Here is a 16,565-nt window from a genome sequence, read left to right on the forward strand (position 1 = left end):
CCTCCCACACTGAGCGAGTCTCTCCCGTTATTTCATGCAATTTGTTGCTAACTCCACCCCCCCATTGAAACCACCACTGCCCCGCCCCATCTAAGCACCATACTTCCTTATGCAGGTGCCCCATGAGCGACCAGCAAGATTTCCCTGATTACGACCTCAACGACTACGCCGACCCCGAAAACGCTGAAACCCCTTCGTCCAACACCGGCCTGGCCCTGCCTGGGCAAAACCTGCCGGACAAGGTCTATATCATCCCGATCCACAACCGGCCCTTCTTTCCGGCGCAAGTGCTGCCGGTGATCGTCAATGAAGAGCCGTGGGCCGAGACCCTGGAGCTGGTAAGCAAATCCGACCACCACTCCCTGGCCCTGTTCTTCATGGACACCCCGCCGGAAGATCCGCGCCACTTCGACACCTCCAGCCTGCCGCTGTACGGCACCCTGGTGAAGGTGCACCACGCCAGCCGCGAGAACGGCAAGCTGCAGTTCGTGGCCCAGGGCCTGACCCGCGTGCGCATCAAGACTTGGCTCAAGCACCACCGCCCGCCGTACCTGGTGGAAGTCGAATACCCGCACCAGCCGAGCGAGCCGACCGACGAGGTCAAGGCCTACGGCATGGCGCTGATCAATGCGATCAAGGAACTGCTGCCGCTCAACCCGCTGTACAGCGAAGAGCTGAAGAACTACCTCAACCGCTTCAGCCCCAACGACCCGTCGCCGCTGACCGACTTCGCCGCCGCGCTGACCTCGGCCACCGGTAACGAGTTGCAGGAAGTGCTGGACTGCGTGCCCATGCTCAAGCGCATGGAAAAAGTCCTGCCGATGCTGCGCAAAGAGGTGGAAGTGGCGCGCCTGCAAAAAGAACTCTCCGCCGAGGTGAACCGCAAGATCGGCGAGCACCAGCGCGAGTTCTTCCTCAAGGAACAGCTCAAGGTCATCCAGCAAGAGCTGGGCTTGACCAAGGACGACCGCAGCGCGGATGTCGAACAGTTCGAGCAACGCCTGGAAGGCAAAGTGCTGCCGGCCCAGGCGAAAAAACGTATTGATGAAGAACTGAACAAACTGTCGATCCTCGAAACCGGTTCACCGGAATACGCGGTGACGCGCAACTACCTCGACTGGGCCACCGCGGTGCCGTGGGGCGTGTACGGCGAGGACAAACTTGACCTCAAACACGCGCGCAAGGTGCTGGATAAACACCACGCGGGGCTGGATGACATCAAGAGTCGCATCCTCGAATTCCTCGCGGTGGGCGCTTATAAAGGCGAAGTCGCCGGTTCCATCGTGCTGCTGGTGGGCCCGCCGGGCGTGGGCAAGACCAGCGTCGGCAAATCCATCGCCGAATCCCTGGGGCGGCCGTTCTACCGGTTCAGTGTGGGTGGCATGCGCGACGAGGCCGAGATCAAGGGCCATCGCCGCACCTACATCGGCGCGCTGCCGGGCAAGCTGGTGCAGGCGCTCAAGGATGTGGAAGTGATGAACCCAGTGATCATGCTCGACGAGATCGACAAGATGGGCCAGAGCTTCCAGGGCGACCCGGCGTCGGCGTTGCTGGAGACCCTCGACCCGGAGCAGAACGTCGAATTCCTCGATCATTACCTGGACCTGCGCCTGGACCTGTCCAAGGTGCTGTTCGTGTGCACCGCCAACACCCTGGACTCCATCCCCGGCCCGCTGCTCGACCGTATGGAAGTGATTCGCCTGTCGGGCTACATCACCGAAGAAAAAGTTGCCATCGCCAAGCGTCACCTGTGGCCGAAACAGCTGGAAAAAGCCGGCGTGTCGAAAAACAGCCTGAGCATCAGCGACGGCGCCCTGCGCGCATTGATCGACGGCTACGCCCGCGAAGCCGGGGTGCGCCAGTTGGAGAAACAGCTGGGCAAACTGGTGCGCAAGGCCGTGGTCAAGCTGCTGGATGAGCCGGACTCGGTGATCAAGATCGGCAACAAGGACCTGGAAAGCTCGCTGGGCATGCCGGTGTTCCGCAATGAGCAAGTGCTGTCCGGCACCGGTGTGATCACCGGCCTGGCCTGGACGAGTATGGGCGGCGCGACGTTGCCGATCGAGGCGACGCGCATCCATACGCTCAATCGCGGCTTCAAGCTCACCGGGCAGTTGGGTGAAGTGATGAAAGAATCCGCCGAAATTGCCTACAGCTACATCAGCTCCAACTTGAAGTCGTTTGGTGGTGATCCGAAGTTCTTCGACGAAGCCTTCGTGCACTTGCACGTGCCGGAAGGTGCCACGCCCAAAGATGGCCCGAGTGCGGGGGTGACCATGGCCAGTGCGCTATTGTCCCTGGCGCGTAACCAGCCGCCGAAAAAAGGCGTGGCCATGACCGGCGAGCTGACGTTGACCGGGCATGTACTGCCGATTGGCGGGGTGCGCGAAAAGGTGATTGCGGCGCGGCGCCAGAAGATTCATGAGCTGATTTTGCCGGAGCCGAATCGCGGTAGCTTCGAGGAGTTGCCGGAGTACCTGAAGGAAGGCATGACCGTGCACTTTGCCAAGCGCTTTGCGGACGTGGCGAAGGTGCTGTTCTAATCACCAGGTAGTGCCCGGCCCTGTAATGAGCGGGCTTGCCCCGCGCTGGGTGGCGAAGCCGCCCCTGTTAAAACACCGCATTCTTTCAGACAGAACGCGGTGTTTGGTTCAGGGCGGCTTCGCCACCCAGCGCGGGGCAAGCCCGCTCACTACACCTTGCCTCATCTTCAGTTATGCTCGCCCTTCGTCGTGAATCAACGGAGCCCCCATGACCGCAGCCCGCCTGCTTCTCCCCTTGAGCCTTGCCCTGCTGGCCGCCTGCGCCAGTGCCCCCAAGCAAAACGTCAGCGTGGACAACCAAAGCGCCTGCCCGCTTCAGCTTAAAACCGGGCAAAACCTGATCCTAACCCTGCCCAGCAACCCCACCACCGGTTACCGCTGGGCCATCCAGGACTCCGCCGGCGGTGTGCTGCGTGCGTTGAGCCCCGAGGTCTATAGCAGCACGGAATCCGGCGTGATCGGAGGCGGCGGCCAGTCCACCTGGCGCTTCCAGGCCTTCGCGGCCGGCCAGGGCCGTTTGCGCCTGACCTCCCAGCAACCCTGGGAACCGGAAGCCGAACCCGTCGAAACCTTTGACTGCGCCGTCACGGTGAACTGATATGCCATGGCTGATTCTTGCGCTGATGGGCGCCGGCACCTTTATCTACGGCTTGACCACCCATGCGGCGTTGCTGTGCCTGCTGGTCAAGCCGCTGCCGGTACTGGCGCTGCTGGGCTGGCTGCATGATGCACCGCCCACCGACTATCGACGCTGGATCAGCCTGGGGCTGATTTTCTCCCTGGTCGGCGATGTGCTGCTCGCCTGGCCGGGCGACCTGTTTATCTTTGGCCTCGGTGCGTTCCTGTTTGCGCACCTGGCCTATCTGAAAGCCTATTACAGCGACTGTCGGCGTTTGGCACTGCTGCCGTTGGTGCTCGCGCTGGCCGTGGGCGCGGTGCTGCTGAGCATTTTGATTTCCCACGGGCTTGGCGATTTGCTGATCCCCGTCGTGGTGTACGCGCTGGTGATCAGCGCCATGCTCTGGCGCGCACTGGCGCGATTGGGCAGTGATGTGCCGAAACGCTCGGCACTGCTGGCGGCGGCGGGTGCGGGGTCGTTTGTGTTTTCCGACACGCTGATCGGTATCAATCGGTTTGTGGTCGCGTTCGAGGCGGCGCCGTATTTGCTGATCGTCACTTACTGGCTGGGACAGTGGGGCATCACTGCATCAGCATTTATCCGGAAGCAGCGCTGACCTTAATAGTTTGGGGCTGCTGCGCAGCCCAGCGCGGGGCAAGCCCGCTCACCACAGCAAGCCTGCTCACCACAGCAGGCCCGCCCACCACAGTAAGCCTGCTGACCACAAATCAGACAACGCGCGCATCCGAGGGCCAACTTGGCTAAAATGCCGGCCTTTCCCCCTTCGTTGCCGGAACAACCGTGAGCAAAGAACCCGATCGCCTATTCGCCCAGCCCCTGCCCCAGGTGCCGGACTTCGCCTTCAACGAAGACGTGGTGCGGGTGTTCCCGGACATGATCAAGCGCTCGGTGCCGGGTTACCCGACCATCGTCGAGAACCTCGGTGTGCTCGCGGCGCAGTTTGCCCAGCCCCATAGCGTGCTGTATGACCTGGGCTCGTCGCTCGGCGCGGTGACCCAGGCCTTGCGTCGCCATGTGCGCACCGACGGTTGTCGGGTGATTGCAGTGGATAACTCGGCGGCGATGGTCGAGCGCTGCCGCGAATACCTCAATGGCCAGGACTCGATGTTCCAGGAGTTGCTGCCGGTCGAGGTGATCGAGGGCGATATCCTCGCGCTGCAATTTGCGCCGGCCTCGGTGGTGGCGCTGAATTTCACCCTGCAGTTCATTGCCCCCGATGAACGCCTGGCCTTGCTCTCGCGCATCCGCCAATCGCTGCTGCCGGGCGGTGCGTTGATTCTTTCGGAGAAGCTGCGTTTCAACGATCCTGAAGAACACGCGCTGCTCAACGACCTGCACATCGCGTTCAAACGCGCCAACGGCTACAGCGAACTGGAAATCGCCCAGAAGCGCAGCGCCATCGAAAACGTCATGAAGCCCGACAGCCTCGAAGAACACCGCGAACGCCTGCTGGCGGCGGGTTTCTCGACAGTCGTGCCGTGGTTCCAGTGTCTTAACTTTGCCTCGTTGATTGCCTTGCCATGATTGATCTGTCCCCCCTCGCCCGCCATTTGGTCGGCACTCCCCTGGCCGTGTGGGCCCAAGGCCTGCAAGCGCAACTCGATAGCAAGATGGAAAAGGGTCATGGCGACCTGGACCGTTGGCAGAGTGCGTTGGATGCACTGCCGAACATCCAACCCAGCGAAGTCGATTTGCTCAACGACCTGGCGCTGGACACCGACTGCGACGACGCTACCCGCGCGCAAATGCGCACGGCACTGATGGGGCTGTGCCCGTGGCGCAAGGGGCCGTTCCACCTGTTCGGCGTCCATGTGGACACCGAATGGCGCTCGGATTGGAAATGGTCACGGGTCGCGCCGCACCTGGACCTCAAAGGCAAACGCATCCTGGATGTAGGCTGCGGCAACGGCTATTACATGTGGCGCATGCTCGGCGCCGGTGCCGACAGTGTGATTGGCGTGGACCCGAATTGGCTGTTCTTCTGCCAGTTCCAGGCGGTGCAGCGCTACCTGTCCGAGCCCAAGGCTTGGCACCTGCCGTTCCCGTTTGAAGATTTGCCGGCGAACCTGGAAGGCTTTGACACGGTATTTTCGATGGGTGTTTTCTACCACCGCCGTTCGCCGATCGAGCATTTGCTGGCGCTGAAGGACACCCTGGTCAAGGGCGGTGAGCTGGTGCTGGAAACATTGGTGGTCGAGGGCGATCAGCAGCAAGTGCTGGTGCCGGAAGATCGCTACGCGCAGATGCGTAACGTGTGGTTCCTGCCTTCGGTGCCGGCGTTGATGCTGTGGCTACGCCGTGCCGGGTTCAGTGACGTGCGTTGCGTGGATGTGAGCGTGACCACCGTGGAGGAACAGCGCGGCACGGAGTGGATGAAGTATCAGTCGTTAAGTGACTTCCTCGATCCGGAGGATCACAGCAAGACCCTTGAAGGGCTGCCGGCGCCGATGCGGGCGGTGATCATCGCCAAGAAATAACCCCCCGATCCCCCTTGAATACAGGGAGATCACAATGTGGGAGGGGGCTTGCTCCCCCTACATTGGCTATACGGTGTTGGCTAGGCCTGAGGCTTGGCGCGTCTGGCCCTGAAGAACTCACTCAGCACCGTCCCACACTCCTGCGCCAACACCCCACCTTCAAACACCACCCGATGATTCAAAAAGCCCTGGGTAAAAAACTGCCCCTGGCTCTGCACAATCCCGGCCTTAGGCTCCAGCGCGCCGTACACCACCCGCGCAATCCGTGAGTGCACGATCAAACCGGCGCACATGCTGCACGGTTCCAACGTCACATACAGCGTACTGCCCACCAGGCGGTAGTTGCTGATGGCTTGCGCAGCGGCGCGGATAGCGACCATTTCGGCATGGGCGCTGGGGTCGTTGCCGCTGATCGGGCAGTTGAAGCCACGGCCGATGATTTCACCGTCCTGCACCAGTACCGCGCCCACGGGCACTTCACCCAACGCGGCACCTTGGGCGGCGAGCACCAGGGCCTCGCGCATGAAGTCCTGGTCGCGACTGCGGTCGATGATCGCCGTAGGGCGAAACTGGCGCATCACGCCACCTCGATGGCGGCCATCAGGCCGGTTTCCATGTGGTCGATCACATGGCAGTGGAACATCCACACCCCTGGGTTATCCGCCACCAACGCCACGCGTGCGCGTTCGTTCTTGCCCAGCAGGTAAGTGTCGGTGAAGTACGGGATCACCTTGTGGCGGTTCGAAGCGATCACCTTGAAACTCATGCCGTGCAGGTGGATCGGGTGCTGGTACTGGGTCATGTTTTTCAATTCGAAGATGTAGCTCTTGCCCTTCTCAAGCCTGGCAATCGGGCGGTCGGCGCAGGTCTTGTCGGTGATGTCCCAGGCCTTGCCGTTGATCTGCCACAGGCTCGGCGGCTTGCCGTCATCCACCGACACCGAACCCACCCACTCGAAATTGAAGTTGAGTTTTTCGGCATTGGCCAGGTCCGGCTCGCTGATCGGGTTGGCGGGCAATGCCGGTGGCCAGTCGGTAGGCGCGTCGGTGTTGGCCACCGAACGGAAGGTGCCCAGGCGCACCGGGCCGTTGCGGATCGACAGCTCTTCGCCAGCCGGCGGTGCCTTGATCGCCAGGCAGATACGCATGCCCGGGCCCAGCCAATATTCCTTGCCCAACGGGCGAGGTTCGATGGGGTTGCCGTCCAGCGCATAGATCTGCGCTTCAACGTCCGGGATATTGAGGCGATAGGTCAAGGTGTTGTCGAGGTTGAGCAGACGCACGCGCGTAATCTGCCCGGCGGGGAGATCGATCACCGCCTGGGACACGCCATTGATCGTCGACAAGCGCCCGGCGGTGCCGCCACGCGCCGCTTCACGGGGAACGCTGAACGCCACGAAAGCGCCCTCTTCGTCCACATGCCAGCTTTTCAGGCTGAGGGTGCGCTCGTGCTTGAAACCGGTAGGTTCGCGCTCCTCGATGATCAGCGGGCCGACCAGGCCCCGGCCAAGTTCTTCGCTGCTGTTCACATGCGGGTGATACCAGTAGCTGCCGGCGTCGGGCACGCGGAATTTGTAGTCGAAGTATTCGCCGGGCAGCACCGGCAATTGCGAGACGTAGGGCACGCCGTCCATTTCCAGCGGCAGGCGGATGCCATGCCAGTGAATGGTGGTGGCGACCGGCAGGTGGTTGATAAACCGCACGCGCAGCCACTCGCCCTGGCGCACGCGCAATTCGGTGCCCGGCGCCGAGGGGCCGAACGCCCAGGCTTCGGTCTTGTGCCCCGGCACCAGTTCCACATCCAGCGGTGCCGCAATCAGTTCGTAATCGTGTCCCGCCTCGGCCTCGGCGACTTTCCCCAGCCAGTAGCGATAGGCGCCACCGGCCCCCACCCCCACTACGGCCAGGCCTGCAAGACCACCCAGGATTTGTCGACGAGAAAAGGATCGGGACACAACAACCTCACGTATCTGCCGCAGGCTCGGGGCCTGCAAAGGGCAGATACGATACACCTGCACTGGCTAAACAGTAAGGCTTCGCATTGCCGCATGGCTGATTTCAAAGGGGTTGGCTGGATGACGACAACTCTGGATGCACCGAAAATCACTGTGGGAGGGGGCTTGCCCCCGATCGCAGTGGGTCAGCGACAGATAGGCTGACTGACACACCGCTATCGGGGGCAAGCCCCCTCCCACATTGGATTTTCAGCGTTTTTTAAGCCTTGGCAGCAGCCAGGATCAGCGCCCTCATCTCGGCCACGGCGCCTTTGAAGCCGACGAACAGCGCGTGCGCGACCAGTGCATGGCCGATGTTCAGCTCGTTGATGCCCTTGATCGCGGCCACGGCTTCGACGTTGTGGTAGTGCAGGCCATGGCCGGCGTTGACGATCAGGCCTTCGTTGAGGCCGCAGTTCACACCGTCGACGATGCGCTGCAGCTCGTCAGCCACTTCGGTGGGCGTGGTGGCGTCGGCGTAACGGCCGGTGTGCAGTTCGATGGCGGGGGCACCGACACGGCGCGAGGCTTCGATCTGGCGCTCGTCGGCGTCGATGAACAGCGACACTTCACTGCCGATCTTCGACAGGCGCTCTACCGCCGCCTTGATTCGCGCTTCCTGGCCAGCCACATCCAGGCCGCCTTCGGTGGTCAGTTCCTGGCGGGTTTCCGGGACCAGGCAGATGTGCGCCGGGCGGATGCGCTCGGCGAAGGCCATCATTTCTTCGGTGACGCCCATTTCGAAGTTCATGCGCGTTTGCAGCACATCCTTGAGCAACAGCACGTCGCGTTCCTGGATGTGGCGGCGGTCTTCGCGCAGGTGCACGGTGATGCCGTCGGCGCCCGCTTCTTCGGCGTCCAGCGCGGCCTTGACCGGGTCAGGGTAACGGGTGCCCCGGGCCTGACGCAGGGTAGCGACGTGGTCGATATTGACGCCAAGAAGAATGCGATTGCTGGTGCTCACGGAAGCGCTCCTGAAAAGGGGAAAGAAACGCTGCACAGCATACACGGGGATGTCAGGGCTTTCGAAACAACTCGCGACTGACCAGCGGCCGTCCGCCCAAGTGCACGGCCAGGGCCTGGCGCATCAGGCGCTTGGCGGCGGACAAGGCGCCGGGGGCGGTCCAGTCGGCTTCGCTCATGGCCAACAGCTCGGTGCCCTGGAACAAGCCGGGTTGCAGCAGGTATACGCGCTCCAGGCCCGCGTCGACTTGCAGTCGGTACATACCGTCGGCAGCAATGGGGTCGCCGTGCAGGTCGTTGTTTAATTCAAAGCCATAGCCCAGGTCGTCGAGCAGGCGCCATTCAAACGCGCGCAGCAACGGTTCCAGGGGCCGGCCTTCGGCCAAGGCGATCAGGGTGGCGGCGTAGTGATCGAAGACCGCCGGGTGCGGGTCTTCCGCGGGAAGCAGACGGATCAGCAACTCATTGAGGTAGAGGCCACTGAACAGGGCCTCGCCATTCAGCCAGGCGGAGGTACCAACGCTTTCCAGGCGGCCGACGTTTTTGAGCTCGCCCTTGCCGCGAAACTCCACGTCCAGGGCCACGAACGGCCGGGCCAACGTGCCCGCCTTGCCCCGTGCACTGCGCAAGACTGCGCGCAAGCGGCCTTGTGGCGTGAGGAAATCCACCAGGGCGCTGGTCTCGCGATAGGCGCGGCTGTGCAGGACATAGGCGAGTTGGCTGGGGGGTGGGGATTGGGACATGAGACGGGGAATCTCTGAAGAGGGAAAGCGCCTTTGTGGCGAGGGAGCTTGCTCCCGCTGGGCTGCGAAGCAGCCCCTGTATCAGCCACCGAGCTTTATCAGTAAAACCTCGGTGGCCTTTTTGGGGCCGCTTCGCGGCCCAGCGGGAGCAAGCTCCCTCGCCACAACAAGCCCGCCCATCATCGTGCGGTGTTTTACAAGTCGCCGTAGCCCAACGAGCGCAATGCACGCTCATCATCGGACCAGCCACCCTTAACCTTCACCCACAGGTTGAGCATGATCTTGGAATCGAAGAGCAATTCCATGTCCTTGCGCGCTTCGGTGCCGATGCGCTTGATGCGCTCACCCTTGTCGCCAATGATGATTTTCTTCTGGCCGTCACGTTCGACGAGGATCAGCGCATGGATGTGCAAGGTCTTGCCCTGCTGCTTGAACTCTTCGATTTCGACGGTGATCTGGTACGGCAGCTCGGCACCCATCTGGCGCATGATTTTCTCGCGCACCAGTTCGGCGGCAAGGAAACGGCTGCTGCGGTCGGTGATCTGGTCTTCGGGGAAGAAGTGTTCGTTCTCCGGCAGGTAGCCGGCAATCACGCGTTCCAGGGCTTCGAGGTTGTGACCGTGCTGGGCCGAGATCGGCATGATCTGGGCGTTCGGCAGTTGTTCCTGCAGCCAGGTCAGGTGCGGCATCAGCTCGGCTTTGTCTTCGATGCGGTCGGTCTTGTTCAGCGCGACGATCAGCGGGCCGGTGACGTACTGCACACGCTCGAGGACCATCTGGTCTTCGTCGGTCCACTTGGTGCGATCGACCACGAAGATCACCACGTCGACGTCTTTCAACGCCGCCGAAGCGGTCTTGTTCATGTAGCGGTTAAGGGCTTTCTCGCCGCCTTTGTGCATGCCCGGGGTGTCGACGTAGACCGCTTGCACGGTGCCTTCGGTCTTAATGCCCAGCATGTTGTGGCGGGTGGTCTGCGGCTTGCGCGAGGTGATCGCAAGCTTCTGGCCGAGGATGTGGTTGAGCAGCGTGGACTTGCCCACGTTGGGGCGGCCAACAATGGCAACATAGCCACAGCGTGTTGCGGTTGAATCAGTCATGGCCATTCTCCACGCCCAGGGCAATCAGTGCTGCAGCGGCCGCTACCTGTTCGGCAATACGACGGCTCACACCCTGACCTCGGCTTTTTTCGTTCAGTAAGGTGATTTCACATTCCACGAAGAATACGCGGCAATGGGGCTCACCCTGGATATCCACCACTTCGTAGCGTGGCAGTTCGCAACCGCGGGACTGCAGGAATTCCTGCAGGCGGGTCTTGGGATCTTTGTTGGTGTCGACCAGCGTGAGACTCTCGATCTCGGAAGTCAGCCACGCAGTGACGCGCTCCTTGGCCGCTTCCATGCCTGCATCAAGGTAGATCGCACCGATCAACGCCTCGAGGGCATCGGCCAGGATCGATTCACGCCGGAAACCGCCGCTCTTCAACTCACCGGAACCCAGCCGCAGGTATTCGCCCAGGCCAAAGCCACGGGCCAGCACGGCAAGGGTCTCGCCCTTCACCAGGCGCGCGCGCAGGCGCGACAGCTGGCCTTCACGGGCTTGGGGGAAGCGCTCGAACAGCGCTTCACCGGCGACAAAATTGAGGATGGCATCACCGAGGAATTCCAGGCGCTCGTTGTTGCGCCCTGCAAAGCTGCGGTGTGTGAGGGCAAGGACCATCAATTCCTGGTCCTTGAAGGTGTAGCCGAGCTGGCGCTCGAGACGTGCTAGAGAAACGGTCACGGTTTATCCATATCTAGTTGGTGGCACCGGCGGCCATCGACGATTGACGCAGTGTTCAAATTCAAATCCTGGTTGGTGCTGCATGAGGCCGGAAATGTCCGAGCCCCAGAAAAGCATTCGGCGCTGTGTTCACAGCGCCGCTTGTATTACTTGATCAGCCCGACTCGCGAGAAGTTCGGCAGGTGGCTGAGTTTGGGTTCCGGCCAGCTCATCCAGACCGCAAAGGCCTTGCCGACGATATTCTGGTCGGGAACCATGCCCAGCAGGTCCTTGGGAATATTGGGATCATCCCAGTAGCGGCTGTCATTGGAGTTGTCACGGTTGTCGCCCATCATGAAGTAGTGCCCGGCCGGCACTTTCCATTCACCATCAGGCGTCGCGCGGTAGCGGCTCATTTCCTTGCGGATTTCGTGCTCGACCGCACCGAGTTTTTCCTGGTACAGCTCGGCGCTGCCCAGGCTGTTCGGTTCGGAACCGATCAGTTTCTCGGCCACCGATTCACCGTTGATGAACAGGCGTTTGTCGCTGGTGTAGCGAATCACGTCGCCCGGCAGGCCGACCACACGCTTGATGTAGTTGACGTTCGGGTCGCTCGGGTAGCGGAACACCATCACATCGCCGCGCTGCGGGTCACCGACTTCGATGACCTTCTTGTCGATCACCGGCAAGCGGATCCCATAGGAAAACTTGTTCACCAGGATGAAGTCGCCCACGTCCAGGGTCGGTTTCATCGAGCCCGACGGGATCTGAAACGGCTCCACCAGGAACGAGCGCAGCACCAGCACGATGAACAACACCGGGAAGAACGACTTGCCGTATTCAACCAGCAAAGGCTCTTTGTTCAGCTTCTCGATGACCACGCCATCGGGCTGGCTGACGCTGCCCTGATAGGACGCGATAGCCGCCCGACGACGCGGGGCGAAGAAGACCAGATCGAGCAATGCCAACAGACCGCAAACGGCAACGGCGATGACCAGCAACAGCGGGAAATTTAGCGACATAGGACCTAACTATCCAACCTGAGCACCGCAAGGAAGGCTTCTTGTGGAATTTCCACGTTACCCACTTGCTTCATGCGTTTTTTACCGGCCTTTTGCTTTTCAAGCAGCTTGCGCTTACGGCTTACGTCACCGCCGTAGCATTTGGCCAGCACGTTCTTTCTGAGGGCCTTGACCGAGGTCCGCGCAATGATCTGCCCGCCGATGGCGGCCTGGATCGCAACGTCGAACATCTGGCGCGGGATCAGTTCTTTCATCTTCTCGGTCAACTGGCGACCTTTGTAGTGCGCGTTGTCCTTGTGCACGATCAGTGCCAGGGCATCGACCTTGTCGCCGTTAATCAACACATCCAGTTTCACCAGATTAGCCGATTGGTACCGGTCGAAATGGTAGTCCAGCGAAGCATAGCCGCGGCTGGTGGATTTGAGACGGTCAAAGAAGTCCAGGACCACTTCGTTCATCGGCAAATCGTAGGTCACTTGCACCTGGGTACCGAGGAACAGCATGTCGTGCTGTACGCCACGCTTTTCAATACACAGGGTAATGACGTTGCCCAGGTGTTCCTGCGGCACAAGAATATTGGCGCGCACGATCGGTTCGCGCATGTCTTCGATGGAAGACAGGTCTGGAAGCTTGGACGGGTTGTCGACGTAAATCGTTTCACCGGTTTTCAGCGCCAGCTCAAAAATAACCGTCGGCGCGGTGGTGATCAGGTCCAGGTCGTACTCGCGCTCAAGACGCTCCTGGATGATCTCCATGTGCAGCATGCCGAGGAAGCCGCAACGGAAGCCGAAGCCCAGGGCGTCGGAGCTTTCCGGGGTGTACTGCAACGACGAGTCGTTGAGGGTGAGCTTTTGCAGGGCTTCGCGGAAATCTTCGAAGTCGTCGGAGCTGACCGGAAACAGGCCGGCGTAGACCTGCGGCTGGATGCGTTTGAAGCCCGGCAGCACGTCGACGTCAGGGGTGGAACTCAAGGTCAGGGTGTCACCGACCGGCGCACCGTGAATGTCCTTGATACCGGCGATGATGAAGCCTACTTCACCGGCCTTCAGATCAGTGGTAGCCGTGTGCTTCGGGTTGAACACACCGACGCTGTCCACCAGGTGGATCTTGCCGGTGGATTTGACCAGGATCTTGTCGCCTTTTTTCACACGGCCATGGCGCACGCGTACCAGGGAAACAACGCCTAGGTAGTTGTCGAACCAGGAGTCGATGATCAACGCTTGCAGCGGATCTTCGTAGTTGCCGGTGGGGGCGGGAATGGTCTTGACCAGGCGCTCGAGCACTTCGTCGACGCCCAGGCCGGTCTTGGCGCTGCACTCGACGGCGTCGGTGGCGTCAATGCCGATGATTTTTTCGATTTCTTCTTTGACGCGGTCCGGATCGGCCTGTGGCAGGTCGATCTTGTTCAGCACCGGCATCACTTCCAGGCCTTGCTCGATGGCGGTGTAGCAGTTGGCCACGGACTGGGCTTCAACGCCCTGGCCCGCGTCCACCACCAGCAGCGCACCTTCGCAGGCCGCCAGGGAACGGCTGACTTCGTAGGTGAAGTCGACGTGGCCAGGGGTGTCAATGAAGTTCAGTTGGTACTTGATACCGTCTTTGGCGGTGTAGTACAGGGTCACGCTGTGGGCCTTGATGGTGATCCCGCGCTCGCGTTCGAGGTCCATGGAATCCAGTACCTGGGCTTCCATTTCACGCTCGGCAAGGCCGCCGCACATCTGGATGAATCGATCGGCCAGCGTCGACTTACCATGGTCAATGTGGGCGATGATGGAGAAATTGCGGATATGACTCAAATCACTCACGGATCAACACTCAAAAAGGCTGCAGGCAGATTGCCCGCTGAAAAATAGCCGGGAATTGTACCTGATGCTCAGGCCAGGCGTCATCTTTGCTGACCAGAACAAAAATGCCCCGATCTCTCGACCGGGGCATTTTTTGTTCATAAGCGCGCGGCTAGCCCGCCCGGCGCAGCAGCCAGAACCCGGCCAGGGCGCAGATAGCGGTTGGCACCAGCACCGCAAACAGCGGCGAGAAACCAAACACCAGGCTCGACGGGCCCAGCAGGTCCTGGGCGATGCGGAAGGTGAAGCCCACCAGCACGCCGGTAAACACGCGTTGGCCCAGGGTTACCGAACGCAACGGGCCGAAGATGAACGAAATCGCCATCAGCACCAGCGCCGCGGTGACCACCGGTTGCAACACCTTGACCCAAAATGCCAGCCAGTAGCGGCCGTTGTTCAGGCCCTGGTCCTTGAGGTAGTGGATATAGCTCCACAGCCCCGAGATCGGCAGGCTTTCCGGGATCATCACCACGGTATTCAAGAGTTCCGGTTTGAGGGCGATATCCCACTCTTCGCTCGGCACGTTGATCACTTCGGTACGGGCGTTGGTGCCTTGGCCAATATTGCGGAAGTACGTGGTGGTGACGTCGCTCAGTTGCCATTTTTCGCCACTGTATTGCGCACGTTTGGCGAAGCTCGACTCCAGCAAGTGACGTTCTTTGTCAAAGGTGTAGCGCGTCACACCAATCAACAGGCCACCTGGCTGCACGGCGTTGATGTGGATGAACTCTTCACCCTGACGGTGCCACAGGCCGTGCTTGGAACTTTGCGCATCGCCCGACCCCTGCGCCAGGGCGCGGTTGGCCTGGGCGGTGGTTTCGGCCGGTGGCGCCACGTATTCGCCGATCAGCACGCTGCAGGCCATCAGCAGCAGCATGGGTTTCATCACCGCCCAGACGATACGCCCAATGGACACGCCGGCGGCGCGCATGATGGTCAGTTCACTGCTACTGGCCAGGCTGCCCAGGCCGATCAGGCAACCGATCAGCGCGGCCATCGGCATCATGTCGTAGAGACGGCGCGGCGCGGTAAGGGCCACGTAGCTCAGCACATCCCACACCGTGTAGGTGTCGCTGACGTTGCCGACTTCATCGATGAAGGCGAACAACGAGGCCAAGCCCAGGATGATGCCCAGTACCGCCAGGATGGCGATCAGTACGCTGCTACCAATGTAGCGATCGAGCTTAGCCACGAGCCAACTCCTTCTGGCCACGACGGCTCTTCATTTTCAAACGTATAGGTTCCCAATAAAGCAGCCCCAGGCCGATTGCCAGGAAGATCCCGTGCACCCACCACAAGCCCAGGGTCGGCGACAGCTTGCCTTTCTCTACCGCCCCATGGGCAGAGATCAGCATCGTCAGATAAGCCATGTACAACAGGATCGCGGGCAACAGCTTGAGGAAACGGCCTTGGCGCGGGTTGACACGGGCCAACGGAACAGCCATCAAGGTCACGATAAACACCAACAGAGGCAAGGATAAGCGCCACTGCAACTGGGCGATAGAACGCAGTTCGTTGCTGCCGAACAGGTCCATCGTCGGAATGGCATCGCGGTCGGTGACTTCATCGCTGATGTCCGGGCGAGCCAGCATCACGCCATAGGTGTCGTACTTGATCGCGCGATAATCCGCCATGCCTGGGCTGCCATCGTAACGATAGCCATTTTCCAGGATCAGGTAGCGGCTGCCGTCAGGACGCACTTCCTGGCGACCTGAATCAGCCACCAGCACGGAAATACCACGGTCTTTCTTGTCTTGGCCCAGACGCTTCTCGGAGATGAACACACCGCCCAGGTTGGCGCGGTCGTCGGTCAGCGTTTCGGTGTAGGTCACCCGTGAACCGTCATTGAGTGCCTGGAAGCGGCCGGGTTCGAGGGTGTCGAACTCGGTCATCGCGTCCTGTTTGTTCAGCACCAGCTGGAACTGCATGGCGCCCTGAGGGGCCAGGCTCAGGCTCAGCCAGGCCACGATCAGCGCGACGCCGGCGGCCGGGATCATGGTCATGCCCAGCAGACGCTGCTGGCTCATGCCGGTGGCCGAGAGCACGGTCATCTCGCTTTCGAGGTACAGCCGGCCGTAGGCCAGCAGGATCCCGAGGAACAGGCCCAACGGCAGGATCAGCTGCAGGAAGCCCGGCAGGCGAAAGCCCATGATCAGGAACAGCGAGCCCGGATCGAGGGCGCCGGAGGCAGCCTGGGCCAGGTATTTGACGAAACGACCACTCATGATGATGACCAGCAATACCGCACTCACGGCACTCAGGGTCAACAGGACTTCGCGGGACAGATAACGGAAGACGATCAAACCAGACACTCCAGGGTTGTCAGGCTAAGGCGGCCAAACAAGCAAGCATACCGAGTCAGCCCATTGACACAGGGCCGGCTAAAAAGATGGCGCATTATCCTGTGATTGACCGCGCCTGTCACTGCGCAACCTCATGCACATGCACAAAGCAGGTGGCAAGGGTTGTCAGGCTCCGTCGGCGAGGTTCAAACTGCGGCCTTTGTCACCGGCGGTTTACACAGCTGCCTGGTATTAAAGCCGGAGTACAGACTCTTGGCTAACAGACCTTTATAAGGGACC

At 61.0% G+C, this 16,565-nt stretch carries 15 protein-coding genes; 5 read left to right on the plus strand and 10 right to left on the minus strand.

Annotated features, from left to right (window positions below):
* The first annotated feature begins 122 nt into the window (after positions 1-122).
* From lon to cmoB, 5 genes are all read left to right on the plus strand, one after another.
* Positions 123-2,543 (plus strand): endopeptidase La, encoded by a 2,421-nt coding sequence (lon, locus tag AC3ZU9_RS05630; protein ID WP_012722411.1) that lies wholly within the window; start codon positions 123-125, stop codon positions 2,541-2,543.
* 208 nt (positions 2,544-2,751) lie between these two features.
* Positions 2,752-3,141 carry a protease inhibitor I42 family protein gene (locus tag AC3ZU9_RS05635; protein WP_012722410.1) on the plus strand — a complete coding sequence of 130 codons (390 nt, stop codon included), beginning with the start codon at positions 2,752-2,754 and terminating at the stop codon, positions 3,139-3,141.
* Between the two features lies 1 nt (position 3,142).
* On the plus strand, positions 3,143-3,778 hold the full coding sequence (locus AC3ZU9_RS05640) for a lysoplasmalogenase (RefSeq protein WP_093542061.1): 636 nt from the start codon (positions 3,143-3,145) through the stop codon (positions 3,776-3,778).
* 185 nt (positions 3,779-3,963) lie between these two features.
* Positions 3,964-4,707: a carboxy-S-adenosyl-L-methionine synthase CmoA gene (gene cmoA, locus AC3ZU9_RS05645; protein WP_102061639.1), complete on the plus strand. Its 744-nt coding sequence runs from the start codon at positions 3,964-3,966 to the stop codon at positions 4,705-4,707.
* Positions 4,704-5,660 (plus strand): tRNA 5-methoxyuridine(34)/uridine 5-oxyacetic acid(34) synthase CmoB, encoded by a 957-nt coding sequence (gene cmoB / locus AC3ZU9_RS05650; protein WP_012722407.1) that lies wholly within the window; start codon positions 4,704-4,706, stop codon positions 5,658-5,660. The genes cmoA and cmoB overlap by 4 nt, the downstream gene beginning before the upstream one ends.
* A gap of 80 nt (positions 5,661-5,740) precedes the next feature.
* Here the strand turns inward: cmoB and tadA are convergent, their stop codons facing one another.
* The 10 genes from tadA to lptF all read right to left on the minus strand — a co-directional run bounded on the left by tadA (position 5,741) and on the right by lptF (position 16,286).
* Positions 5,741-6,238: a tRNA adenosine(34) deaminase TadA gene (gene tadA / locus AC3ZU9_RS05655; RefSeq protein WP_043204838.1), complete on the minus strand. Its 498-nt coding sequence runs from the start codon at positions 6,236-6,238 to the stop codon at positions 5,741-5,743.
* Positions 6,238-7,614 (minus strand): multicopper oxidase family protein, encoded by a 1,377-nt coding sequence (locus tag AC3ZU9_RS05660; RefSeq protein WP_102061638.1) that lies wholly within the window; start codon positions 7,612-7,614, stop codon positions 6,238-6,240. The genes tadA and AC3ZU9_RS05660 overlap by 1 nt, the downstream gene beginning before the upstream one ends.
* A gap of 259 nt (positions 7,615-7,873) precedes the next feature.
* A complete protein-coding gene (gene pdxJ / locus AC3ZU9_RS05665) occupies positions 7,874-8,617 on the minus strand; it encodes a pyridoxine 5'-phosphate synthase (protein WP_490090404.1) in 744 nt (247 codons plus the stop codon).
* Between the two features lie 52 nt (positions 8,618-8,669).
* Positions 8,670-9,359 carry a DNA repair protein RecO gene (gene recO / locus AC3ZU9_RS05670; RefSeq protein ID WP_012722403.1) on the minus strand — a complete coding sequence of 230 codons (690 nt, stop codon included), beginning with the start codon at positions 9,357-9,359 and terminating at the stop codon, positions 8,670-8,672.
* A 194-nt stretch (positions 9,360-9,553) separates the two neighbouring features.
* Complete coding sequence (era, locus tag AC3ZU9_RS05675) at positions 9,554-10,456, minus strand: GTPase Era (RefSeq protein ID WP_043204836.1); 903 nt, start codon at positions 10,454-10,456, stop codon at positions 9,554-9,556.
* Positions 10,449-11,138: a ribonuclease III gene (rnc, locus tag AC3ZU9_RS05680; RefSeq protein ID WP_012722401.1), complete on the minus strand. Its 690-nt coding sequence runs from the start codon at positions 11,136-11,138 to the stop codon at positions 10,449-10,451. The genes era and rnc overlap by 8 nt, the downstream gene beginning before the upstream one ends.
* Before the next feature lie 146 nt (positions 11,139-11,284).
* Positions 11,285-12,139, minus strand: coding sequence for a signal peptidase I (gene lepB / locus AC3ZU9_RS05685; RefSeq protein WP_012722400.1), 855 nt, complete (start codon positions 12,137-12,139; stop codon positions 11,285-11,287).
* Positions 12,140-12,144: 5 nt separating this feature from the next.
* Positions 12,145-13,944, minus strand: a complete 1,800-nt coding sequence (lepA, locus tag AC3ZU9_RS05690; RefSeq protein ID WP_003210439.1) for a translation elongation factor 4 — start codon at positions 13,942-13,944, stop codon at positions 12,145-12,147.
* A gap of 151 nt (positions 13,945-14,095) precedes the next feature.
* Positions 14,096-15,175: an LPS export ABC transporter permease LptG gene (gene lptG / locus AC3ZU9_RS05695; RefSeq protein ID WP_012722399.1), complete on the minus strand. Its 1,080-nt coding sequence runs from the start codon at positions 15,173-15,175 to the stop codon at positions 14,096-14,098.
* Entirely contained in the window at positions 15,168-16,286 is a 1,119-nt protein-coding gene (lptF, locus tag AC3ZU9_RS05700) for an LPS export ABC transporter permease LptF (protein WP_012722398.1), read from the minus strand. The genes lptG and lptF overlap by 8 nt, the downstream gene beginning before the upstream one ends.
* Between the last annotated feature and the right edge of the window lie 279 nt (positions 16,287-16,565).

It is taken from the genome of Pseudomonas sp. A39 (genome assembly GCF_058145955.1).